Genomic DNA, 23,219 nt, shown 5'->3' with positions numbered 1-23,219 from the left:
GACTTCTTCCGTTTCTGCAATTACTTCCACTTCTTCTGACTCTTCCGTTTCTGCAATTACTTCCACTTCTTCTGACTCTTCCGTTTCTGCAATTACTTCCACTTCTTCTGACTCTTCTGCTTCCGCAATTACTTCAGCTTCTTCTGACTCTTCTGTTTCCGCAATTACTTCAGCTTCTTCTGACTCTTCTGCTTCCGCAATTACTTCAGCTTCTTCTGACTCTTCTGCTTCCGCAATTACTTCAGCTTCTTCTGACTCTTCCGCTTCTGCAATTACTTCCACTTCTTCTGACTCTTCTGCTTCCGCAATTACTTCAGCTTCTTCTGACTCTTCCGCTTCTGCAATTACTTCCACTTCTTCAGGTGCCTCTGTTTCCATAACTACTTCTTCAAACTCTTCCGTTTCTGCAATTACTTCTACTTTTGACACTTCTTCTGGTATTTCCACAATGATTGTTTCTTCAAGTTTTTCTTCTGCTTTGACAATCACTGATTCTTCTGGAGCTTGCTTTTCTACTTCAATAGTAGGTTGTTTTATTTCTGTATTACGTTTAATTTCTTCTGATAATATTGTATCCTCGTGCTCTACTTTAGAAGCTACTAATTCTTCTTGTAGATTGTTTTCGTTTAACACCACTACATCTTTTTCTAGCTTAGCACTTTCCATCTGCTCAGCTACTGTTTTATGAAGTAATTCATCCGCTGAAACTTCCTGCGGTGTACTCATTTCTTGAATCACTTCTTTTTCTTCTACTAAAGGCACTTGGCGTTCAATTTCATAACCGTTTTTCTCTAGCCATTGATCAACTACTGACTTTTCTTCCTTTTTATTCTCTTCATATTGTTGCTCTCCTTGCTGGTTAGCAGCTCTATGACTAGAAGAAGTTGGTGCTTGTCCTTCTGAGAAATCAGATAATGTATATCCTTTTTTCTCTAACCATGCATCAACGACTGATTTACCCTCTACAGATATTTCAAGGTCTTCTCTTTCCTTTACTTCCTCCTGCTTTTCTTCCTTTTTCTCTACTGAAGGACGATTATATCCATAAATTGGCGAAATCATTTCTGTTGGACGAAATGGTCTACGGTTACTCTCTTGCGAAGGTGCAGATGCCTTTTTAACGACAGACTCCCGCACCGGTTCATATTGCACTTCCGGCTCTTCATATGTAGAAACTACCTTTTCCACATACGGTCGTCTGCTTCTTTCCACCTTTATTCCTCTTTGGGCAGTCGGTTCTTCATATGTTACTCCTTGAACAGGTTGTTCTTCGAAGCGATTTACTTCGCTTTCATCCTCTTCATCGAACCCATTATCCGGTACTAAAGGAAAACGGCATTTACCTGCATTCCTACTTGCCATTTGTGCTTCTCTTGCTTCAGTGTAGTGGTTTACACGAGGAATTTTCGGCTGACTTTCAACTTGCTTTGGTACTTCTTTATTCATCGCTGTTTGTTCTTCCTCTTTGTTAAACAGCTTTTTCATCCAATCTAACATGCTTACCACTCTTTCTACTAAATAGTAACATCCTTTATTGTATCAGCATTCGGCAAAAAGTGCAGGTAAAATTAAGCATGTCATATTTATCCATAATATTCTAATTTACGAGTGTTTTCATATGGAAAAACGCAGCCTTACATGTAAGACTGCGTTTAAGCTTTACTCTTCCGATATTCATCTACACTATCTGTTACACTTTGCAACAAGGAATTTACATACTGCGAGTCAGATAATTTTTTATCTTCTTCAGGATTTGACATAAACCCAAGTTCTAATAGTACACCAGGAACCTTTGCCCAATTAAATCCAGAAAGATCATCCCGAAATTTAATTCCATTTACTTTTACTTGCTGGTTCTCCCTCATTTTATTTACAATCATTTGAGAGATTTGAAGACTTTCCGCATAAATCTCTTTCGTATATGGACTTCCTTCTGCCGGCGTCAATACAGCGAATCCACTTTGGTTTGGATTTTCAGAACCATCTGCATGAAGACGTAAAAATAAATTAGCCTTATGATTATTTGCGAATGTCGCCCTTTCTTTATTACTTATATCAACGTCTTGTGATGTTCTCGTCATTAATACTTGTATCCCTTTTGCTTCAAGCTTTTCTTTTAATAAAAAAGCCATTTCTAATACAAGTACAGCCTCTCTTTTTTTCGTCACAACACCAGTTGTACCATCTGTCACTTTATATTTTTGCGTCGCTGCCCCTGGCCCAATCGGCTCTAAATTTAAATTCGCTTTTTGTTGATGCCCTGGATCAATAACAACGAGAAACTTTCCTTGTTTTTCATTACTCTCTACTTTTTGTTCATTATTTTGCACTGGTTGCTCAGTCGGCTGCACTGGCGTAGTTTCTTCTTTCTTTTCATCAGATGATACTTCCTCTTGCTTATGTTCTACTTGCTCATTCGTTTGAATTGCTTGCGATTCTTCGTTCTTTTCTTGTTCTTGCTGCTTTTCTACCGGTGCGTCTTCTTTGGTATCTTTGTTTTTCTCTTGTATAGAAGATGTAGTTTCTTTTTTCGGCTGCTCTTGTGAACAACCGGCCATATATATTCCAATGAATGCAATCATGCTCATTATTTTTATATACTTCATACTTCTCTCCCATCACTTTGCACCAGATTCAAAGTTTTTCTTATAATTGCCCTATAATCTCATCCATATTTCCAATATAAACTGGCTGCCATTTTTCTGTACCACGTTCTGCAGTATAAACCGGATAAGCGTCATCATCTATATTTACGAAAACTGGATCGCCCATATCCGTTTCATATCCAATTGTAATCCATCCTTCTTGCCACTTTCCGTTTTCTTCACTTATTAATGAATTTTTATGTTTATCGTATCGGTAACCGATTTGTCCTTTTTCTAATTCACTTTCACTAAACACATATATTTCATAAGTACCTAGCTCAATATCTTGCTGTTTTGAAGTTTCAATTCGTTTTAGAAGTTCTGCGATTTTTATTTGTTGTTTCATACGTCTATCCCCTTCTATTTTTCTAAATTTTAACTAGTTTGTTTATAAAATACAATATAGATTTTAAGAAAAAAGGTGACATCCTTATAATATGAATGATTTTTTGAATATATCTGTCAAAACTCTCAATATATCAACAATTTTTCAAATATATCTATCGTAACTCTACATATATCAACGATTTTTCAAATATATCTATCGTAACTCTACATATATCAACGATTTTTTAAATATATCTATCACAACTCTCAATATATCAACGATTTTTCAAATATATCTATCGTAACTCTACATATATCAACGATTTTTCAAATATATCTATCGTAACTCTACATATATCAACGATTCGACACGGAATATCGAATTACCAACAATGAATGCAAAAAAAAGAGAGGCTGTCCAAAAGGACAACCTCTCTTTTCTTATATCAATTAAAATTTAAACTCTTGTCCAACTTCAAAGCTATCTTCTAATACAAGAATACCTTTTTCTTGTGGAGCATCTGGAAGCTCTAATTCACGTGCAGAGCAGATCATTCCAGAAGAAGGAACACCGCGAAGCTCAGCTGGCTTGATTAACATACCGCTTGGCATTACAGCGCCGATTTTTGCAACGACAACTTTTTGTCCTGCATCAACGTTTGGTGCACCACATACGATTTGTAATGTTTCTGTACCGATTTCTACTTTACAAATGTTTAGCTTATCAGCATTTGGATGTTTTTCTTTTTCAGCTACATAGCCTACAACAAATTTCGGAGAAAGATCTGCTTCTACTGTTTCTTCAAAGCCGTTCTTCGCTAAAATTTCGTTGATTTTCTCTACAAGCTCTTTCGTTAATGTAAGGTTGCCTGTTTCTTTTACTTCTAAGTAAGAAGATGCATTAAAGATGTTGAATCCTGCTGTCTCGTTGCTTTCACGATCGTATACGCGTGCAACATCTCCTTTGCGATCAAAAGTACGGTTCTCTAAAGTAATATCTTGTAAGGCAACAATTAAAGTGTCACCAATTCCTTCAAGGTTGTAAAAAACGTTCACTTCGTTCATCCTTTCTCTTTTCCATCTGTCTTCTTCCGATTTTTCGCTAAAATAAAGATTGGTTCAAATTCTCCATCTTCATATACGAATGAAAGTGATGTAATCGGAACATGCCCTTCGGCAAAAAATTTCATTGTCATTTGTGCAATAATATCATAACCGATTTCGTTGACGATATCAGCAATAATTAATACATCTTGGTGAGGAACAGCAACAACCATGTCACCAGAAATCTTTTCACGCATCGATTGTAGTAACGATTCGTTTAAAATACGAGTCGCGTCATACCCATCATTTGTGTTTAAAAAGTAGAATGTATTACCCGCTACTGTGTCTTGTTTAAATTCATAACCTAATGAGCGTGCGTTGAATAATGCCATTTCACGCACTTGCTGTTCTGTAAGTTCTAATTTTTGTAATAGACGCTCGTCAATTAGTCGATACGTTTTATTCGAATCTAACGCATAGTAAATACGTGTTTCCGCCGTATGATCCGTCATAATAAACGGATTTCCTTCTTCTGCTTGTTTCGGGAAAGAAGTAGAGCGAATAACAGGTAAAATTTTCGCTCCGCTATTTTCTTCTTTATGCATCGCAATTAGCGCTTCTTGTACGTAATAAGCAACTTCTTCAATTGCCTTTTCTTTGTTCACTTCCCATTTTGCCACAACTCCTGGAAGCGATACGTTAATACCTTTTTTGGATTCTTTTTGTTCAATACGTAAAACTTCTTTCTCACTATCATACTGAAAGTCCCATTCTGGGCGAGATAATTTCTTTATTAACTCATCTTTCATCTTTTTACTTGTCATCTTCATCTCTTTTTCCTCCCTTCCAAAAAAATAACCTCCCCCGCGAAGGTAGAGGTTGTTTTACAATTCAATTGGCAAATTGCCTTATTTTAAACCTTCAATGAACTCTTCGATTTGTTCTTGTGTTTTACGATCTTTGTTTACATAGCGACCAGTTTCTTCACCTTTATTGTACGCTACAAAGCTCGGAATGCCAAATACGTCTAATTTTACACATAGATCAATAAACTCATCGCGATCTACATAGTAAAATGAGAAATCACTATATTTCTCTTCTACTTCTGGCATAAATGGGTCTACAAAGCGGCAGTCTGGGCACCATTCTGCTGAGAACATAAAGACTACATTCTCTTCATTTTTTAACTGTTGGAATTGCTCCATGCTTTCTAATGACTTCATCTATATTTCCTCCTCTAACGAGTGCATTTTTCATGTTATAATCTTTCTTTTATACTACCATACATCGCGCACGGTGCAAGGTTTATGCTTGCTTTTTGTCATACTTATATTGCCCAACTAACAACTTAACAACGTGTACAAATAATTCCGTACGGTCGACATAATCATCTGTAAAAATACCGATCGCACCTTCGTGACTACGAATATCTTTTCGCTGCACAAACTCTTCCATCACTTCGCTTAATTCCTTACCATCTTCAAGAGGTGCTAAAAAATCGTCTGGTAACGTAATACGCGCTCCTCCGGCCACAAATACTTTCCCATCACTTGTTGCTAGCGCGCCCCAGTTACACATAAATAAACCGTGCTCCGTTTTCATTACGCCGCCTTCTAGCCCAATACCAATTGGAGCTTCTCCTTCCTCTAGCGCTCGCTTCGCTCTATTAATCGCTCCTTGCATCGTCTCTTCATCTGAGAAAGGCTGAGCTGATACTCCTGACGGAACAGAAAGAGATGTAATTTCAGCATCTTTCCAAACCTTCTCCACAGCGCCAACCTTCGTTTTATTCTTTGATCCAACTACTACTTTCATTTCGTTCACCCCTATAAAAATTCTTCATTCTATTCTAATATCCGCTTCGGCACAAATTAAGTACCAACCACTACCACACACCATCAGGGAATTCCTTCTCCCCATAAAAGAAGGTCGCTTTCTACAATATTACTGGTCCTAGACACAAAAACAGGCTTCCTCTTTCTTCCTACGCGCGGTCTTCACACATCATTCGAGCATCCATTAGGCACTGACTGCCACCACACACCGCTGGGTCATCTCTCCTACCTAAAAAAAGAAAGAGCTTTTAGCCCTTTCTTCTACGCGTTATTCTTAATTGTCTCTAACGTCGTTTTATCTGTTGTTCTTACAAGCTTCGTAATTAATTCTTTCGCCGCTGCATAATCATCAACATGTAAAATTGAAGCATGTGTATGAATATAGCGTGCACAAACACCAATTACTGCTGATGGGATACCAGAGTTACTTGTATGTACACGGCCCGCATCTGTACCACCTTGTGAAATAAAGTATTGGTACGGAATGTTGTTTGTTTCTGCTGTATCTAAAATGAATTCGCGCATCCCTCTATGTGTTACCATCGTGCGATCATAAATACGAAGAAGAGCACCTTTTCCTAATTGACCGAACTGCGTTTTGTCACCAGATGCATCGTTTGCTGGACTTGCATCAAGCGCATAAAAAATGTCTGGTTGAATCATATTTGCAGCTGTTTGCGCTCCGCGGAGACCTACTTCTTCTTGTACAGTAGCACCAGAGTATAATGTGTTTGGTAATGTTTCATCTTTTAATTCTTTTAACAATTCGATTGCAAGGCCACATCCGTAACGGTTGTCCCAAGCTTTCGCCATAATTTTCTTTTCGTTTGCCATCGGCGTGAATGGGCAAATCGGCACGATTTGTTGTCCTGGTTTTACACCAATTTCAATCGCATCTTCATAACTATCTGCACCTATATCAATTAACATATTTTTTATATCCATCGGTTTTGCACGTTGCGCGTCACTTAATAAATGAGGAGGAATAGAACCAACAACCCCAATAACAGGACCATTCTTCGTCATAACTTGTACACGCTGTGCTAATAGAACTTGACTCCACCATCCGCCTAACGTTTGAAAACGAAGCATTCCGTTTTTCGTAATTTGCGTAATCATGAAACCTACTTCATCCATATGACCTGCTACAAGAACACGCGGGCCAGTTTCGTCCCCTTTTTTCAGACCAAATACGCTCCCTAAACCGTCTTGTACAATTTCATCCGCATATTTGCTTAATTCTTGTTTCATAAAACGGCGTACATCATGTTCAAAACCTGATGCACCTTGTAATTCTGTTAACGTACGAAATAATTGTAATGTCTCTTTATTCACGAAGTCCCCTTCTTTCAAACCTTAGTAGAATACCCCTTTTATTGTAACGAAATTTTCGAAATGTTTCTAGTTTCTTCTTTTTTAGCTGTATTTGCTTTATAATTATTATCGGTACACTATTTTTATTTTATAGAATTGAGGTGAATATATGAGCTGGAAAGGTTTAGTAGCAGGTCTTGGCGTTGGGTTCGCAGCTGGTTATCTCGTTGCAAACAAAGTACAAGAACAATCCCATATTTCTTCAGAAAAAGCATTGAAAATGGTGAAACAAGCATTAAGTCATAAAGGTGAAATTACTGGCTCTTGGGTACATATGGTTCCAGAGACATTTGAAAAATATGATGTCGCATATGAAGTTTATCGCGGCGGTCTTACAACAATGTTAAATGATATACAAGAACGATTTGAATTTTTAGTTGATGCTAAAACAGGTACTGTTTTAGAGGTTATAGCAGCATAAAAAGGAGGGTTCCCATTAGGTGAACCTCTTATTTTTTTGAAATTGCGGGTATTGATTAAAATTATATCAGCGATTTTCCGAATATATCGGCGCAGCTCAATTTATATCAGCGATTTCCCAATTATATCGGCGCAACTCAATTTATATCAGCGTTTGTTTAAATATATCGACTTACCGACAAAACCCGACAATAAAAAAGAGGCTGCTCCAATAAATATGATGGAACAACCTCCTATTTTTATGCTTCTATACTCGTTTTCCGTTCTACTTTTTCTACGATATGCCCTTCCTCATTCCACTTCACAGCGCGATAATATGCGTCATGGTAAAACGTAAACCATGCCTCTTTTTCAGCACCATACTTCATCCACTTTTGTTTATTTTCAATCGAGGTCATCGGATAATCGTCGTATGCCATTACCCATAATACATTTTGATGTGCGTGCGTCGGTAATAGGTCTGCTAAATGAAGCATCGTTTCCCCATGGCTTTCTAAAGCAATAACTGCATGTCCATCACTATGACCACCTGTATGCACCATTTTTATTTCATCTGTAATTTCTATTTCTTGCTGGAACGTAACAACTTGATCTACAATCGGCTCCCAATTTTCCTTCCAATATGTATTACGGGATCTAATATTTGGGTTCCTCATTTCATTCCATTCTGTTTCACTTACGTAAACTTTCGCATTTGGAAACGCAGGTACAAGGTGATCACCTTCCCATTTTGTTAAACCAGATGCATGATCAAAATGAAGGTGCGTCATTAAAACATAGTGAATATCTTCTGGCTTTAATCCTAGTTTTTCTAACGATTCATAAACCGATGATTCTTCTGTTACACCTTGATTCCGCTTCATCTTCTCATTCAATTTACCGTTTCCTATTCCGGAATCAATGAGCATATTTCCATCTTTCGTTTGTAAAAGTAACGGATCTGTTCGTAAGTAAATATGATTTGTGTCATTATGTTTATATTTACGTGACCAAAGTACTTTCGGCACAACACCAAACATTGCCCCTCCATCTAAATGTGTATTTCCGCCTTTTAACCACGTTACTTTTATATCTCCAATTTGTAACTGTTCCATTACACATCCCCCTTTCAATTAATCTTAACATAGAATTCTGATTATTTTAGATATAAAAAACCTATGCATTACTGCATAGGCTCTGTACGATATTTTGCTTCAACTCGGTAAATACGATGACCTTTACTAGAGAATTTCTCTTCGTATTCAGTCATGATGTTACCTTCAAAGTCGCTGTTATGAAGATCTAAGCTTAAGTAAGTTAGTAACATACCATACTCAGCCATACTCATAAGAGAATATTCAAATAGACCTTGGTTATCTGTTTTGAAATGAATTTCTCCGCCTTCTACTAACACTTCTTCGTAATTACGTAAAAATGTTTTATACGTTAAACGACGCTTCGTATGACGTTTCTTTGGCCATGGATCTGAGAAGTTTAAATAAACGCGATCAATTTCACCTTTCGCAAAGAAAACTGTTAAATCTTCAGCATCTTTATTAATTAACTTTAAGTTTGGTAATTCTTCTTCAATTAATTTATCAAGTGCATCTACAACAACACTTGTGAATTTTTCAATTCCAATATAATTAATATGTGGATTCGCTTTTGCCATATCATACATGAAGCGGCCACGACCTGTACCTACTTCAATATGAATTGGTTGTTCGTTTCCAAATACTTCTTTCCAGCTACCAGCGCGCTCCTCTGGGTTTCCGATTACGATATGTGAATATTCATTAATTCGATCCATTGCATACGGTTTATGTCTTAAACGCATAGATGTTTCCCTCTCTTTACATAGCTATTTTAAAGGAATAATTCCTTCTTTCTTTTTTAATCAATCTACCAAACAAAAAACCAAGTACGTACGAGCACTCGGTCCGTTTCTTTCAAGTATAAGATGTACCATTTTGATAAAAACTACATACAGCATTAAACATTCCATGACGAAACAGCTTTTTCTCTTACATTCGAAGAGAAAAACAATCGAAAGGATGATCCGTTCATGCCAATTAATCAACAACATCAATTAGAAGTGCTGAAAGATATTTTAGTCAACCACCAAAGTGATTGCTGCGGGACAGTTTCAGAATGCGAGCAATTAGAGCGCCTCATTCAATCGTTACTCGCAAACGATAATATAAGTAGTGACGCTAAAACAATGCTAAACGATGTATATTCTTATAGTCAATCGGGTAAATCTTCCTCTAATTTGGACAACCATATTTCCAATAATCAAGAACAACTTACTCAGTGGATTGCTGGAATGGACAATTTTTCTTAAGTATTATTCTGAAGCAAGTAGTTGCTGTAAATATTGATGCCAATATTCAGCTTCTGCTTGCTGTTTTTTTGTTGTATGCCATTGAATAGACAAAATCGTTTGTGCTATCACATACCATCTCATACGCCTAAGCAGCGATTCATCCATTTCAATATCATAATAACCGAGCCACTCACTCCACTCCTGGCGCGGAATGTACCAATATAATAACATACCGAGGTCTAGAGCTGGGTCAGCAATTACAGCTCCATCCCAATCAATTAAAAACAATTCATCTTCATCCGACAATAGCCAGTTGTTATGGTTTACATCACAATGGCATACAACGAATTCATTGTATTCAATAGCTTTTAATGAATCCATTAAATATTGAAGGCCTTGCTGAATTGTTTCATCATCCCTTATATCTCCTCTTAAAACGAGTTGCAGTTGTTGTAATAACTCTTGTGCGTGAAGCGGCTGCTTCCCAAGTCTTTGAATCATCTGTACAAGCGCTTTAGAGGAGTGTATTTTCTTCAAAAGTTTCGCAACACGTTCTAGTTTCATATCCTCTGGCTCTAGCTTCTGTCCCGGAAGCCATTTTTGAGCAGAAATTACATCACCATTCGTTACCCTTCTTGTCCAAAGTAATTTTGGAACAATTCCTTCTGCTGACAATACCGCTAAAAAGGGCGATGTATTCCGCTTTAAAAATAACTTCTGTTGTCCGTTTTGCGCAATATATGCATCGCCCGTTACTCCACCAGCCGGTACAAGACTCCACTCTTTTCCTAATAATTGTTCCAACCATTCCATATTCATTACCCGTTAACAAATCCTTATCTTTTATAGTTATGAAAAGAAAAACCGCAACATTTCTACACATGTTGTGGTTTCATATATTTTACTGTAAATGAAAAGAAAAATTAGCCTAAGCCAAAAATCCTCTATTTTATTTTACAAAACCTGTCATAGAATGACAACTTATCAAAATCGTCACCTTTGTCAATTCTACATTTATTACATTCTCATCGTCAAGTAGCGATTTGTCACATTATCGTCAATATATACGTGCTAATTGGAGCGAGCCTAAGTTCCTTTCCTCTAAATGAAGAAATTGGCTCTATTTTCGCTTCGTTTTCGTTTACTAACACATGCCACGTTGCTTCTTTCGGAAGTTGCACAGTTTTAGCTTCTAAACCGCTATTAAATAAGACGATAATCTCTTTCCACGGCCCAAACGATTCTGCATGCTCTAGGTGATATGCAAGTACTTCTGTAGATGTTTGTAAAAAAGTCATATGTTTTTTTATAAGGTCTGCATTTTGTAATCGGAATGCCCCATGCTCTTTACGAATCGCAATTAAACCTTTTATATAGTTAACGGTTTCTATCTCTTTCTCTTTTTGATCCCAATCTAATTGATTGATCTCATCATTTGCATTATAACTATTTTCATTTCCTTTCTTCGTACGATAAAACTCTTGCCCTGCGTGTAAGAAAGGAATGCCTTGTGAAAGAATAACCATTGCGCTCGCTAATAGGTGACGTTTTTTCAAAATCGTTTCTGATTCTTCATTACTGCGCACTAGTTTATCCCACATCGTCATATTATCATGACATTCTACATAGTTAATGCTTTGCGCCGGCTCTAAAAACAGCCCTGTTTCTTTCATACTTAAAAGACTTCCTGCTGCAATATACTGCAAATGATTACAGTCTACATGCCCACCAAATGCAAAACCACGCTTATTTATATGAAATGTACTCCCTTTTATCCCATCACGAAATTGATCATTAAACTGCGCGATATGTGGCATTTTCTTCGCATTATTTAACGTTGCTTTTTCCTCAAGAGGAAGCGGTGTTTGTAAATCCCATCCTTCTCCTAATAACAAAGCATCTCGTTTTATGTTTCGCACTTCTTTCTCTATCATATTCATTGTATCAATATCTAAAATTCCCATTAAGTCGAATCGGAATCCATCGACATTGTATTCAGTAAGCCAATATAAAATAGACTCTACAATGAATTTCCTCATCATTTTCCGTTCAGACGCTATATCATTTCCGACTCCCGTCCCATTAGAAGGCATACCATCTTCACCATGACGAAAATAATATCCTGGAACAAGCTTCTCAAATGATGATAGCTCTCTTTCATAAACATGATTATATACAACATCTATAATCACCCTAATACCTTGTTCATGAAATGTTTCAATTAGTTGTTTGCACTCAACTATCCTGTTATACGGATCAGAGGGGTTTGTAGCATAATATGCTGTTGGTGCATTGTAATATAATGGATTGTACCCCCAATTATAGGCAGAAGAAGGATTCGCCTCATCCACACCACCGAAACAATATAAAGGCAATAATTCAACATGCGTAACGCCTAAATCTTTTATATGAGACAAACCTGTCAATGTCCCATTTCGTCCTGTTGTTCCTTCTTCCATTAGCCCTTTATACGTCCCTTTTTTACTCACTCCACTGTTCGGATGAATAGTAGCATCACGAATATGCAATTCATACAATATGGCATCTGTCATTGCTTGTAATGGTGGTAATTGCTCTCGTTTCGTTACAGTCGTCTTTTCTAAATCGATAACAATGCCATACTTTCCATTTACAGTCACTGACTTTGCGTAAGGATCCACCGCTTCGTTCCATATTAAATTAATACAAACAAGAAATGTATAGCGTGCTCCGTCTAAATCACCTTGTAATGTTTGAATCCAAACTCCGTTTTCTCCCCTGTACATTTCATGATCGGTATATTCTTTATCGCTCTTATAAATTCTTACTTTCGCAAGCCTTGCAGTTGGGGCCCATACTTTAAATGTCGTTTCTTGTTTTTGATACACAGCACCTAAATCTGTACCTTCGTAATAATACTTTTCATCGAAAATTTTTGTTCGAATAACAGCACCTATTTGTAAATCAGTTTCTTCATTCCGTTCATCTCGTACTGTATAATACTTCCCCACATCTAGCGGCTCTTCTATAAAGCACTCATACTTCGTTGCATCTGGAAGCGCAATAGTATGAGCAATCGGTAAATCTTTCACATTACTTCCTTCTTGCAAACGAAATGTCCGACTTGTTCCATACGCATGTGGGAGCAAAATTGTAATTTTATTCATTTCATCTAAATAGGCATCAAATGGACGTTTTACTTTCAACATAAAAAAATCACCATCATTCTCAAAGTTAAAATAAAGTGAAACTTTAATGAGCGAGAAAATTTTTCCATCCTCACTTATTATTAGCCTTCACCAATTAGGCGAGATAAAATGAGCTGCAAATGATAAGGCTTTTCTTATCAACAAGACTCTATACAGTAACTCCATTCTTCTCTATAGTATATTCACCTGCATAAAAAACGTTTTCAACATTCTATTTTTGTAATTTTATTTCAGCAATCGATTTATACTTCGGGGTTTCTTTCACGTGGGATTCGTATAAAGTAATTGTATCTGCTTGAAATGATATTTCAGGCACTTCTTTTATACTTTCTAAACGAAACTTTTCTTCTCCTATCCATTTACGAGCAACGGTAATATGCGGGTGATACGGGCGTGTTTCTAGAGAAAATCCATTTTCTTCACAAATGGCATGTACTTGCTTTTGCAAGTGAAACAAATGGTGATTCTCACTTACCTTCGCCCAAAAAATACGAGGCTGATCTTCCCTACCAAACGTTGAAAAACCTTGTAACGTGAACGATAGTTCTTTTGTTTCTGCAACTGTTTGTAATCCATTCTTTATTCCCTCTAATTGTTCCTCCGTTGCACTCCCTAAAAATGAAAGGGTAATATGATAGTCTTCTTTATGTACCCATGAACGAAATTGTAATTCCTCTTGCATGTCCTCTTTATAGTTATACAGCATTTCTTTTATATGATTCGGTAACGTAATTGCGACAAAATAATGCAGTTCCATGTACATCTTCTCCTTCTTTCTATTGTTGCTTTTCTTTCTTATCTCATTCAGGTAAAAAGAAGCCGCTCTCCAAAATAGAGAGCGGACATTATTTATATATCCATTACTTTGCTAATTCATGAATTGCTTGCGCGTAAATTGCTGTTGCTTTTAATAAGTCTTCAATTTCGATATACTCATCTTTTTGATGCGCAAGTTCTTCTTTTCCAGGGAATAGCGGGCCAAATGCCACACCAGCTTTTAATGAACGAGCATAAGTACCGCCGCCGATTGCTAATAGTTCTGCTTTTTCACCTGTTTGTTCTTCATACACACGTTGTAACGTACGGATTAATACGTGATCTTTATCGACGTGATGTGGGCGAGAATTAGAATAGTCAGCCACTTCAAAACCATGCGTACCAACATATTCTTTCAACTTCACAATTGTTTCTTCAAAGTTAGTTGTAACTGGGTAACGTACGTTTAGCCCTAAGTTACCACCGTTTTCTTTCGTATAAGAAATGCGACCGACATTCACTGTTAACGGACCGCTAATTTCATCTTTATAAGCAATAGTAGCTTTTTCACCAAAAATATCACCAGTAAATGTTTCTGTTGCAAATGTCGCAAATGCAGTTGCTTTTCCATCAAGTGAAACTGTAGTTAAGAAGTTTGCTAATAATAAACCTGCATTTTCTCCTTTTTCAGGAGTAGATCCGTGCGCTGAAATTCCTTCTATTTGCAACGTCACTGCATTTCCTTCTATAGTCGATTTCCCTATTTTTTTAGCAGTTTGTAAATACTCTTCATATGCTACTGTAAGTACATTTACATCTTCTCCTGTAATAACCGCTTCTGCAAAATCAGGAACCATATTTAAACGGCGCCCTGAATCAAATGAAACAAGTTCATATGTACCTTTTTTCTCTTCACTACCATTTTGCACAACTTGTATGTCAGAAATTCCTTTTTCTGCATTAATAATTGGAAAGTCTGCATCTGGTGCAAAACCGATTGTTGGCATTTCTTCATTTTTAAAGTAGTGATCTACACATTTCCAATTACTTTCCTCATCTGTTCCTATAATCATACGAACACGTTTGGAAAGAGGTAAGCCTAATTCTTTCACAATTTTCATCGCATAATATGCTGCCATCGTTGGGCCTTTATCGTCAATTGCACCACGTGCAAAAATCTTTCCATCGCGAATATCCGCACTATATGCAGGAGTCGTCCAGCCATCTCCTTCTGGTACAACATCAACGTGACAAAGAATACCTACTAACTCTTCTCCTTGTCCCATTTCAAGATGACCTGCATATCCTTCTAAATTTTTAGAAGTAAAACCTTCAGTTTCTCCTTTATGTAACATGAAAGATAAAGCTTTTTCTACACCTTCACCGAATGGTGCGCCCTCTTTCGCCGATTCTTCTTCCCATACACTTTTAATTTGTAAAAATTGTTGTGTATCACGAATTAAATCATCTTTTCGTTTCGCAACTTCTTCTGTCCAATTAATTGCTGACATCACGCATCCATCCTTCACTATATTGTTTCTTTCATCATAACAAACCGAAATCTCTTATGCCATACACGAAAACTAAATACCGAACAATTGTAATATTTCAGATATTTCTCATTAGTTTTTCTTTTATTTTTTCAAAAAAATTTGCAGGAATTTGGCGTTTTACGTAGAATTTTATGTGTTAGTTGACTGACCATATATACAATGTCAACTACCAATATTTTTCTATATGAATATTTGTTAAATTTCTGTAAAATTTAAGTAGATTAAAGCATGAATTTTATCATGTAGAGTACAATGGTAGTAACGACCTTCTTTCCTGAATGGGGTCAAAAAAACTAGTAGAGGAGTGGTTTTCTCTTGAAACCTACAACTACTCGTATGCTAACACGCATTAAATCAATTTATATGTACATCAATGAAAACGGAACGGTAACGACGAAAGACCTTGTAGATGAGTTCGGGATCACACCGCGAACGATACAACGTGATCTAAATGTGTTGCAGTTTAATGAACTCGTGTATAGCCCTTGCCGCGGTAAGTGGACAACAACAGGAAAGAAAGTGAGAATGACCTCATAATGAAAAATAATTGTATGTAAATAAATACATACCCCTTTCTAATAATTAGAAAGGGGTCTTTTCTGCGCCTATAAAGGTACTACTTTTCAGTATCTACTTGATATGTTTTTAACATTTCTACTTCTTCATCTGTTAGCTCTCGGTATTGTCCAAGTTCTAGTTCTTCATCTAATACTAACGGACCCATCTCTGTTCTCTTTAGGTAGACTACTTTTTTCCCTACCGCTTCAAACATACGCTTCACTTGATGGAATTTCCCTTCCGTAATCACAAGCTCAATTTCAGAAATATCATCGCTTTTCAATATTGTAAGTGCACCTGGCTTTGTTTCATAGCCATCATCTAAAATAACACCTTTAGCAAACTCTTTTACATCCTCTTCTGTTACTACTCCTGCAACGTGTGCATAATATTTTTTCGGCACATGCTTTTTCGGAGATAATAATTGATGTGATAACTTCCCATCATTTGTTATCAATAAGAAACCTTCCGTATCGATATCAAGTCGTCCAACTGGGAACGGATCAAAGATTGCATCTTCTAATTCTAATAAATCTATTACTGTTTCATGATTATCATCTTCCGTCGCTGAAATAACACCTTGTGGTTTATGCATCATTAAGTAAACAAATTCTTTGTATTCCACAACTTCACCGTGAATCATAACTTCTTGCTCTTCTACATTTACATGAACTTTCGCATCTTTTACTGGCGTTCCATCAATTTTCACAACGCCGTCTTTCAATAATTTCTTTACTTCTTTTCTACTTCCATATCCCATATTTGCTAATAATTTATCTAATCTCACGTTTTTCACCTTCTTTATTTATCATAGAAAAGGGGACGTAATTACGCCCCTCTTGATTTCAACTTTATTTTAAATCTACTACCAAGTTTACGTTGAATTTTATCTAATGCTTCTCCGCCAAATACTCTTTCAAGTACTCCTGTGCGAATTGCTAACAATCCGTAAACAAGACCGCCAATACCTGCACAAATCGCAACTGTTATAAGAGCACCAATACGGCCATCAGGCGAAATCATGAAGGATAGAATCCATTGTGATAGTTTTACAGCAACGACCATTATAAGTGTCAGTACTGCAATTTGGAATGTTCTTTTATATACAACACCGAATGAATAGTGTGCGTATTTTTTAATTTGTTGATTTGTGTACCAAACAGAAGCTAAGAAACCAACTGCTGTCGCTAGAATTGCTCCTACTGTACCGAAATAACGAATAAAGATTACGTTACATACAAATTTCAAAATAACGCCCATTATAAGCGCAATAATCGCATGCTTCTGCTGGTTAATACCTTGCAGGATTGCCGCTGTTACTGTAAATAAAGCGAATAACAACGCAACTGGTGCATACCACATTAATACTTGTCCACCTAGTGGATCTGAATCGTAAAACGCAGTATAAATTGGATATGCCAGTGAAGAAATACCGACAACTGCTGGCAATGTTAAAAACATATTCGCCTGGAATGTTTGTGTAATTTGTAATTTCAAATAACGGTATTGTTTTTCAGTAAATGATTTTGTAATTGCTGGTACAAGCGTTAAACTAAACGCTGTTGCAAGTGATACAGGAATCATAATTAACTTATGCGTCCACATTGTGAAAATACCGAGAGCTCGCTCTGCGATATCACCTTGACCAATCGCCTGCATAATTGAGTTAAATGTCAATGTATCAATTTGTTGATATAAAGGAATTGTTAACCCAATTACAACGTAAGGAATCGCATATGCAAATAACTCTTTAAACAATTGAACGGTGCTTACTGTTGATTCTGGTACAGTTTGTTCAATTAGATATTGATCCAAATATTTTTTACGTTTTAACCAGTACCAAATTAACACACCGAGTGCTCCAACCGCTGAAACGAACGCAGCAAATGTCGCTACTCCAACTGCTGTTGCAACTGTACCGCCAAGTACTTTAATAACGATAAAACTACCTGCTAATAAAAAGACGATACGAATAATTTGTTCAATAATTTGTGAAACGGTAGTTGGTCCCATAGACTGGTGACCTTGGAAATAACCACGAATTAAACTCGCTGCTGGTACAACAATAAGTGCGAAACTTACAAGACGAATAATCGTCGTAACTTCCCCTACATTATTGTGTATACTTTGTTTACCAAGCATCGCTTCTGCAAACAATGGCGCCGTCATGTACAGTACTAGGAACGAAAGAACTCCTGTTACTATCATCATAACCATTCCCGAGCGGAACATTCTCCGGCTCGTTTTATAATCGCCAAGCGCATTATATTTGGAAACAAATTTTGAAACAGCAAGTGGCACACCTGCCGTTGCGATACTTAAAAAGATCGTATATGGAATGTATCCATATGTATAGAGCGTTCCGCCTTCTGTTCCTACTAATGCATGAAACGGAAAGACGTAAATCATGCCTAAGAACTTTACTAAAAATGTCCCTAGCGTAACAATAAGCGTTCCGCGCAGAAATTTCGAATCGGACATACAAAAATCCTCCTACATCTACATAAAGTGAAACTATAATTAGTTGGAGACTTCTCTCCTACTCCTTATTAGTTGAACCATTCGAGCATTTACAGGCTAACAGACTCCCTATTTACTTCTCCTAAATCTTGAGGTTTTAGTCTTATCGCCTACAAATGGCAGGATAGTGCTGAACTCTAACTTTTGTATTGTACCACAATTCTCTCATTAAGCAGTACTTCACTCTATTTTTCTTTTAAGGGAAAACATGCTATTCTTTTAGGCAGGAAATGTAGAAAATGAGGTCGATATATTATGCATTATGATGTTATTGTCATCGGCGGCGGTCCTTCTGGGCTAATGGCTGCAATTGGTGCTGCAGAAGAAGGCGCAAATGTCTTACTTCTTGATAAAGGAAATAAACTTGGGCGTAAACTTGCAATTTCTGGTGGCGGACGCTGTAACGTAACAAACCGTCTACCACTTGATGAAATTGTTAAACATATACCAGGAAACGGTCGCTTCTTATACAGCGCTTTTTCTATTTTTAATAATGAAGATATTATTACATTCTTCGAAAATCTTGGTGTTAAATTGAAAGAAGAAGACCACGGTCGCATGTTCCCTGTGTCAAACAAAGCACAATCTGTTGTAGACGCACTTTTAACACGATTAAAAGACTTAGGTGTAAAAATTCGTACAAATACGCCTGTTGAAACGATTGAATATGAAAATGGTCAAACGAAAGCAGTTATACTGCAAACAGGTGAAGTGTTAGAAACAAATCACGTCGTTATCGCTGTTGGCGGAAAATCAGTTCCTCAAACCGGATCTACTGGAGACGGATATGCTTGGGCTGAAAAAGCGGGTCATACAATTACAGAATTATTCCCAACAGAAGTACCTATCCTTTCAAACGAGCCTTTTATACGTGACCGCTCATTACAAGGTCTTGCTTTACGTGATATAAACTTAAGCGTATTAAACCCGAAAGGAAAAGCTATCATTTCTCACAAAATGGACATGCTCTTCACTCATTTTGGCCTATCTGGTCCTGCTGCTCTTCGCTGTAGTCAATTCGTCGTGAAAGCACTGAAAAAGTTTAAAACGAATACAATACAAATGAGTATTGATGCATTGCCAGAGGAAAATAGTGAGCAACTATTTCAGCGCATGCTGAAACAAATGAAAGAAGATCCGAAAAAAGGAATTAAAAACGTTTTAAAAGGTTATGTTCCTGAACGTTACTTCCTATTCTTATTAGAAAAAAATGAAATTGACGGCAGCGAACAAGCTGGACAAGTTTCTCACGAAAAGATTCGTGCACTTGTGAAAGACTTTAAAGAGTTTACTGTGAATGTAAATGGTACGCAGTCAATTGAAAAAGCATTCGTTACTGGCGGCGGTGTATCCGTGAAAGAAGTTAACCCGAAAGAAATGTCTTCTAAATTTACGAACGGCTTATATTTCTGCGGAGAAGTTCTTGATATTCATGGTTATACTGGTGGCTATAATATTACATCAGCCCTTGTTACTGGTAGAATTGCCGGAACGACAGCTGGAGAAAACGCGAAAATGCAGTATTAAAAAAAGAACAGGGATTCCTGTTTCTTTTTTATAGGTACATGAAATTATATGAGCGATTCCACAAATATATCAGCGATTCCGCAACTTATATCGGCGATTCCCCAAATTTATCAGCGATTCTGCAACTTATATCGGCGATTTCCCAAATTTATCGACTTACCGACAAGAAGCGACAAATATCTGCTCCATGTAACTTTCCATTGCTTTTTTGTTGCTTTATTTACCTTAGTACCTTTATATTTTATATTGTTGAATATTTAAAAAAGGGTAAGGGGAAAACAAATGAGAAAAAAAGTCATGATGTCTTTAATGTTAATGACGTTTCTTTCTGCGGTAGAAGGAACGATTGTTAGTACAGCAATCCCTCGTATAACGAGTGATTTGTCAGGCGTCGAACTTGTTAGTTGGGTATATGCAATTTATATGCTTGCAACAGCTGTTTCGACTCCAATATACGGAAAGCTCGCTGATTTATTTGGCCGTAAAAAAGTTTTACTAATCGGAGCTACAATCTTTTTAGTCGGTTCTGCACTTTGCGGAATCGTTACATCGATGGAACAATTAATCTTCTTCCGCGCGCTTCAAGGTATCGGTGCTGGTGCTGTTATGCCAATCACAATGACGATTATTGGAGACTTATATAGCGAAGCGAAAGACCGCGCGAAAGCACAAGGTTGGATGAGTGCCGTTTGGGGTGTATCCGGTGTTATCGGACCGTTAGTAGGTGGATTTTTAGTTGATTCCCTTTCTTGGCGCTATATTTTCTTCCTAAACGTTCCATTCGGAATTATCGCTTGCTTAATGATTGCAATTTACTACAAAGAATCTATTAAACCTGCTAAGCATCATATCGATTATCTTGGTGCAACAGTCTTCTCATTAAGTACAATCGCTCTACTATATGCATTATTAACAGGTAGCAGTAAGCAAAACTGGGGAGACATGACAATTATCGGCCTATTAATCTTTGCCGCTATTTCATTTATTATTTTCTTATTCATCGAGAAAAAATCTCCAGAACCATTAATTCCGCTAGCACTTTTCTCTAACCGTACATTATCTACGATAAATATATTAACTCTTATTGCTGGCGCAATGATTATTAGTATTACAATGTACCTTCCAATTTGGAGCCAAGGTGTATTAGGGAAAAATGCTACAGAAGCTGGACTTATTTTAATGCCAATCCCTGTTATGTGGACATTTGGCGCTATTTTCTCTGGTAACTTAGTAGGCAAATTAAAAACGAAACAAATCATTTTACTTGGAGCTAGCATTTTATCAGTCGCTACGTTCTTATTATTTACACTATCAACAAATTCACCATCGTTCCTTATTTATGTAGCAGTCGGATTATTCGGCTTAGGAATGGGGCTTGTGACACCGATTTACATGGTAACAATTCAAGCAGCCGTACCAGCTCATACACGCGGAACAGCCGTTGGTTTAAACACATTTATTAATACATTCAGTCAAACGTTAGGTGCTGCAATCTTTGGAACAATCTTTAATACGATGATTCATGCACGCGGCATTAAAAACCTTGATCTTGTATCTGGTGGACACGGCGGGACTACAGCAAGTGTAGCCACTGAATCACAATCCGCATTAGCTGCAAGTGTACACGTTATTTATATGAGCACTTTCGTATTAGCAGTATGTACATTAATTATCGGTTGGCTTTTATTAAAGCCAGCTACACAAACAAGTGAGCAACAATAAAAAGGATGACCATTTTGGTCATCCTTTTTATTCTTCATTCTCCACAATATGTTTCAGCATGGATAATTTATTATCCCAAAAACGTTCATAATATGAGAGCCACTGTTGTAATTCTTCTAATGGTTCTGGATGCAAACGATATATCTTCTCTCTTCCGCTTTTTCTTCCACTTACTAAATTCGCTTCCGAAAGAATATGAAGGTGCTTTACAACCGCAGTACGACTCATCGGAAAATGATCCGTTATTTTGGAAATCGGTAACTCTTTGTCACTTAATAACCGTATTACTTCTCGGCGGGTTGGATCAGCAATTGCTTGAAATACATCATATTTCGCTGCTGACGAGGACACTTAGCCTTCGACAACCTTTTTCAGTTTTTCATTTACAATCGCTACCCAACCACCGCTCATTCTATCGCGAATAATAGAGCTCTTCGCATTTGCTTTCGGAAGAATTTCATCAGGATGTTTCCAGCCGCCGTGAATTAACGTAAATTCTGTTTTGTTATCTCCTAAGTCTTTCAAATCAAATGAAACAACCCAGCCATCTGTATCCCATGAGAAAGATAAATGGTTTGGCTCATCAATTTCTAACACTTTACATGGTGATGGCCCAAATGGTGATTGCACATGAAATTCATGTCCTACCTCTAATACAAAATCATTTGGCATAAACCATGACGCAATCCCTTCTGCAGTTGATACTACACTCCATACCTTTTGAATAGACGCGTTAAAAACGATTGTTTGTTTAATATCATTTAATGTATTTTGTTGTTCCATCTTCATTCTCCTTTACTCGGCGTTATAACATAACACCTTTTGGTTATACTTCGATAATATAACACCTTTTAGTTTCATGTCAACGCTAATTCTTTTACTGTTGAGAAATTCTCAACATTTTTTCAACAGGACAAACACCCTCTTAGCATTTCCTCATAATATACTCACAAAGGCAATACAAAATAAAAACTTCTCTCAACATGAAACTCCATCATTCATCTTGAGAGAAGCGCCTTACTTATATCATGCGTACTTCGTCTCTCCTCCTTCCCTCAAGGGACAATACGCGAGATATGACAAATCAGAAGGAATATGCCCACCATTTGAGTAGGTAGTTATTTCTCTTCTCCTCAACATTTCCTCAGGAGCGAAATGACTACCGACTCACTTTTTTCAAACAAAAATAAAAAGGGGATGAAAGCTATGTTCTATTGCATTAACTGCTCTGATATTCATCATGAAAAACATCCGAATGATAAAGTATTCAAAAACGGTTTTTATATTGATCCATTTTTAGGTGATCGTTATCACCTTGGTATGTGTAAAGATGCTCAAAATCATGAAACAGGGGAGCCTCTTTTAACGACAAAAAAATTAGGCACACCCCAATCTATTATGAACGTATTACCGACACATGTTGTCCCAACATAAAACATAAAAAA

General features: G+C 37.0%; 23 protein-coding genes and 1 pseudogene. 6 read left to right on the top strand and 18 right to left on the bottom strand.

What is annotated here, in order from left to right:
• The 8 genes and pseudogenes from HMPREF1014_RS00995 to HMPREF1014_RS00960 form a co-directional block, all read right to left on the bottom strand.
• A pseudogene (locus HMPREF1014_RS00995) lies at positions 1 to 1,497 on the bottom strand (DNA translocase FtsK); the annotation flags it as partial.
• Between the two features lie 155 nt (positions 1,498 to 1,652).
• Positions 1,653 to 2,606, bottom strand: coding sequence for an N-acetylmuramoyl-L-alanine amidase (locus HMPREF1014_RS00990; protein ID WP_000874045.1), 954 nt, complete (start codon positions 2,604 to 2,606; stop codon positions 1,653 to 1,655).
• Between the two features lie 40 nt (positions 2,607 to 2,646).
• A complete protein-coding gene (locus tag HMPREF1014_RS00985; protein ID WP_000813166.1) occupies positions 2,647 to 2,991 on the bottom strand; it encodes a hypothetical protein in 345 nt (114 codons plus the stop codon).
• A 431-nt stretch (positions 2,992 to 3,422) separates the two neighbouring features.
• On the bottom strand, positions 3,423 to 4,037 hold the full coding sequence (gene ytpR / locus HMPREF1014_RS00980) for a YtpR family tRNA-binding protein (RefSeq protein ID WP_001006761.1): 615 nt from the start codon (positions 4,035 to 4,037) through the stop codon (positions 3,423 to 3,425).
• The gene (locus HMPREF1014_RS00975) at positions 4,034 to 4,846 is read right to left on the bottom strand and encodes a DUF1444 domain-containing protein (RefSeq protein ID WP_000784589.1); all 813 of its coding nucleotides are present in this window, start codon (positions 4,844 to 4,846) and stop codon (positions 4,034 to 4,036) included. The genes ytpR and HMPREF1014_RS00975 overlap by 4 nt, the downstream gene beginning before the upstream one ends.
• 78 nt (positions 4,847 to 4,924) lie before the next feature.
• The gene (locus HMPREF1014_RS00970; protein ID WP_000838193.1) at positions 4,925 to 5,239 is read right to left on the bottom strand and encodes a thioredoxin family protein; all 315 of its coding nucleotides are present in this window, start codon (positions 5,237 to 5,239) and stop codon (positions 4,925 to 4,927) included.
• Positions 5,240 to 5,321: 82 nt separating this feature from the next.
• Entirely contained in the window at positions 5,322 to 5,831 is a 510-nt protein-coding gene (locus HMPREF1014_RS00965) for a DUF84 family protein (RefSeq protein WP_000869941.1), read from the bottom strand.
• A 281-nt stretch (positions 5,832 to 6,112) separates the two neighbouring features.
• Positions 6,113 to 7,186: a M42 family metallopeptidase gene (locus HMPREF1014_RS00960; protein WP_001031508.1), complete on the bottom strand. Its 1,074-nt coding sequence runs from the start codon at positions 7,184 to 7,186 to the stop codon at positions 6,113 to 6,115.
• 148 nt (positions 7,187 to 7,334) lie between these two features.
• On the opposite strand from HMPREF1014_RS00960, the gene HMPREF1014_RS00955 reads away from it, so the two are divergent.
• The gene (locus tag HMPREF1014_RS00955) at positions 7,335 to 7,646 is read left to right on the top strand and encodes a PepSY domain-containing protein (RefSeq protein WP_000118543.1); all 312 of its coding nucleotides are present in this window, start codon (positions 7,335 to 7,337) and stop codon (positions 7,644 to 7,646) included.
• A gap of 238 nt (positions 7,647 to 7,884) precedes the next feature.
• Here the strand turns inward: HMPREF1014_RS00955 and HMPREF1014_RS00950 are convergent, their stop codons facing one another.
• Together HMPREF1014_RS00950 and trmB are read right to left on the bottom strand one after the other, a co-directional pair.
• Positions 7,885 to 8,739 (bottom strand): YtnP family quorum-quenching lactonase, encoded by an 855-nt coding sequence (locus HMPREF1014_RS00950; RefSeq protein WP_000436862.1) that lies wholly within the window; start codon positions 8,737 to 8,739, stop codon positions 7,885 to 7,887.
• 68 nt (positions 8,740 to 8,807) lie between these two features.
• Positions 8,808 to 9,461 carry a tRNA (guanosine(46)-N7)-methyltransferase TrmB gene (gene trmB, locus HMPREF1014_RS00945; RefSeq protein WP_001239385.1) on the bottom strand — a complete coding sequence of 218 codons (654 nt, stop codon included), beginning with the start codon at positions 9,459 to 9,461 and terminating at the stop codon, positions 8,808 to 8,810.
• Positions 9,462 to 9,689: 228 nt separating this feature from the next.
• Between trmB and HMPREF1014_RS00940 the strand changes: the two genes are divergently transcribed.
• Positions 9,690 to 9,968 carry a YtzH-like family protein gene (locus tag HMPREF1014_RS00940; protein WP_001122235.1) on the top strand — a complete coding sequence of 93 codons (279 nt, stop codon included), beginning with the start codon at positions 9,690 to 9,692 and terminating at the stop codon, positions 9,966 to 9,968.
• Between the two features lie 3 nt (positions 9,969 to 9,971).
• On the opposite strand, the gene HMPREF1014_RS00935 is transcribed toward HMPREF1014_RS00940, so the two are convergent.
• The 4 genes from HMPREF1014_RS00935 to pepV all read right to left on the bottom strand — a co-directional run bounded on the left by HMPREF1014_RS00935 (position 9,972) and on the right by pepV (position 15,405).
• Positions 9,972 to 10,769 (bottom strand): phosphotransferase family protein, encoded by a 798-nt coding sequence (locus tag HMPREF1014_RS00935; RefSeq protein ID WP_001986674.1) that lies wholly within the window; start codon positions 10,767 to 10,769, stop codon positions 9,972 to 9,974.
• A gap of 227 nt (positions 10,770 to 10,996) precedes the next feature.
• Complete coding sequence (gene pulA, locus HMPREF1014_RS00930; RefSeq protein ID WP_000921744.1) at positions 10,997 to 13,138, bottom strand: type I pullulanase; 2,142 nt, start codon at positions 13,136 to 13,138, stop codon at positions 10,997 to 10,999.
• A 211-nt stretch (positions 13,139 to 13,349) separates the two neighbouring features.
• A complete protein-coding gene (gene thpR, locus HMPREF1014_RS00920) occupies positions 13,350 to 13,895 on the bottom strand; it encodes an RNA 2',3'-cyclic phosphodiesterase (protein ID WP_000418995.1) in 546 nt (181 codons plus the stop codon).
• Positions 13,896 to 13,998: 103 nt separating this feature from the next.
• A complete protein-coding gene (pepV, locus tag HMPREF1014_RS00915; RefSeq protein ID WP_001274261.1) occupies positions 13,999 to 15,405 on the bottom strand; it encodes a dipeptidase PepV in 1,407 nt (468 codons plus the stop codon).
• Between the two features lie 357 nt (positions 15,406 to 15,762).
• On the opposite strand from pepV, the gene HMPREF1014_RS00910 reads away from it, so the two are divergent.
• The gene (locus tag HMPREF1014_RS00910; RefSeq protein ID WP_000805512.1) at positions 15,763 to 15,984 is read left to right on the top strand and encodes a DeoR family transcriptional regulator; all 222 of its coding nucleotides are present in this window, start codon (positions 15,763 to 15,765) and stop codon (positions 15,982 to 15,984) included.
• 79 nt (positions 15,985 to 16,063) lie between these two features.
• On the opposite strand, the gene HMPREF1014_RS00905 is transcribed toward HMPREF1014_RS00910, so the two are convergent.
• Both HMPREF1014_RS00905 and HMPREF1014_RS00900 read right to left on the bottom strand, forming a co-directional pair.
• A complete protein-coding gene (locus HMPREF1014_RS00905; protein WP_001234947.1) occupies positions 16,064 to 16,792 on the bottom strand; it encodes a pseudouridine synthase in 729 nt (242 codons plus the stop codon).
• Positions 16,793 to 16,833: 41 nt separating this feature from the next.
• Positions 16,834 to 18,486: a putative polysaccharide biosynthesis protein gene (locus HMPREF1014_RS00900; RefSeq protein ID WP_001284028.1), complete on the bottom strand. Its 1,653-nt coding sequence runs from the start codon at positions 18,484 to 18,486 to the stop codon at positions 16,834 to 16,836.
• 294 nt (positions 18,487 to 18,780) lie between these two features.
• Here HMPREF1014_RS00900 and HMPREF1014_RS00895 point away from each other — a divergent pair, with 294 nt between their 5' ends.
• Positions 18,781 to 20,052 (top strand): BaiN/RdsA family NAD(P)/FAD-dependent oxidoreductase, encoded by a 1,272-nt coding sequence (locus HMPREF1014_RS00895; RefSeq protein ID WP_000558861.1) that lies wholly within the window; start codon positions 18,781 to 18,783, stop codon positions 20,050 to 20,052.
• 282 nt (positions 20,053 to 20,334) lie between these two features.
• On the top strand, positions 20,335 to 21,774 hold the full coding sequence (locus tag HMPREF1014_RS00890; protein WP_001228005.1) for an MDR family MFS transporter: 1,440 nt from the start codon (positions 20,335 to 20,337) through the stop codon (positions 21,772 to 21,774).
• 27 nt (positions 21,775 to 21,801) lie between these two features.
• Here HMPREF1014_RS00890 and HMPREF1014_RS00885 read toward each other — a convergent pair whose 3' ends face one another.
• Together HMPREF1014_RS00885 and HMPREF1014_RS00880 are read right to left on the bottom strand one after the other, a co-directional pair.
• A complete protein-coding gene (locus HMPREF1014_RS00885) occupies positions 21,802 to 22,125 on the bottom strand; it encodes an ArsR/SmtB family transcription factor (RefSeq protein WP_000098837.1) in 324 nt (107 codons plus the stop codon).
• Complete coding sequence (locus tag HMPREF1014_RS00880) at positions 22,126 to 22,557, bottom strand: SRPBCC family protein (protein WP_000437765.1); 432 nt, start codon at positions 22,555 to 22,557, stop codon at positions 22,126 to 22,128.
• A 423-nt stretch (positions 22,558 to 22,980) separates the two neighbouring features.
• Here HMPREF1014_RS00880 and HMPREF1014_RS00875 point away from each other — a divergent pair, with 423 nt between their 5' ends.
• Positions 22,981 to 23,208 carry a DUF3973 domain-containing protein gene (locus HMPREF1014_RS00875; protein ID WP_000498988.1) on the top strand — a complete coding sequence of 76 codons (228 nt, stop codon included), beginning with the start codon at positions 22,981 to 22,983 and terminating at the stop codon, positions 23,206 to 23,208.
• Positions 23,209 to 23,219 lie beyond the last annotated feature (11 nt).

It is taken from the genome of Bacillus sp. 7_6_55CFAA_CT2, from assembly GCF_000238655.1.
Lineage (GTDB): Bacteria > Bacillota > Bacilli > Bacillales > Bacillaceae_G > Bacillus_A > Bacillus_A cereus.
This window is presented reverse-complemented; position numbering and strand designations above follow the sequence as displayed.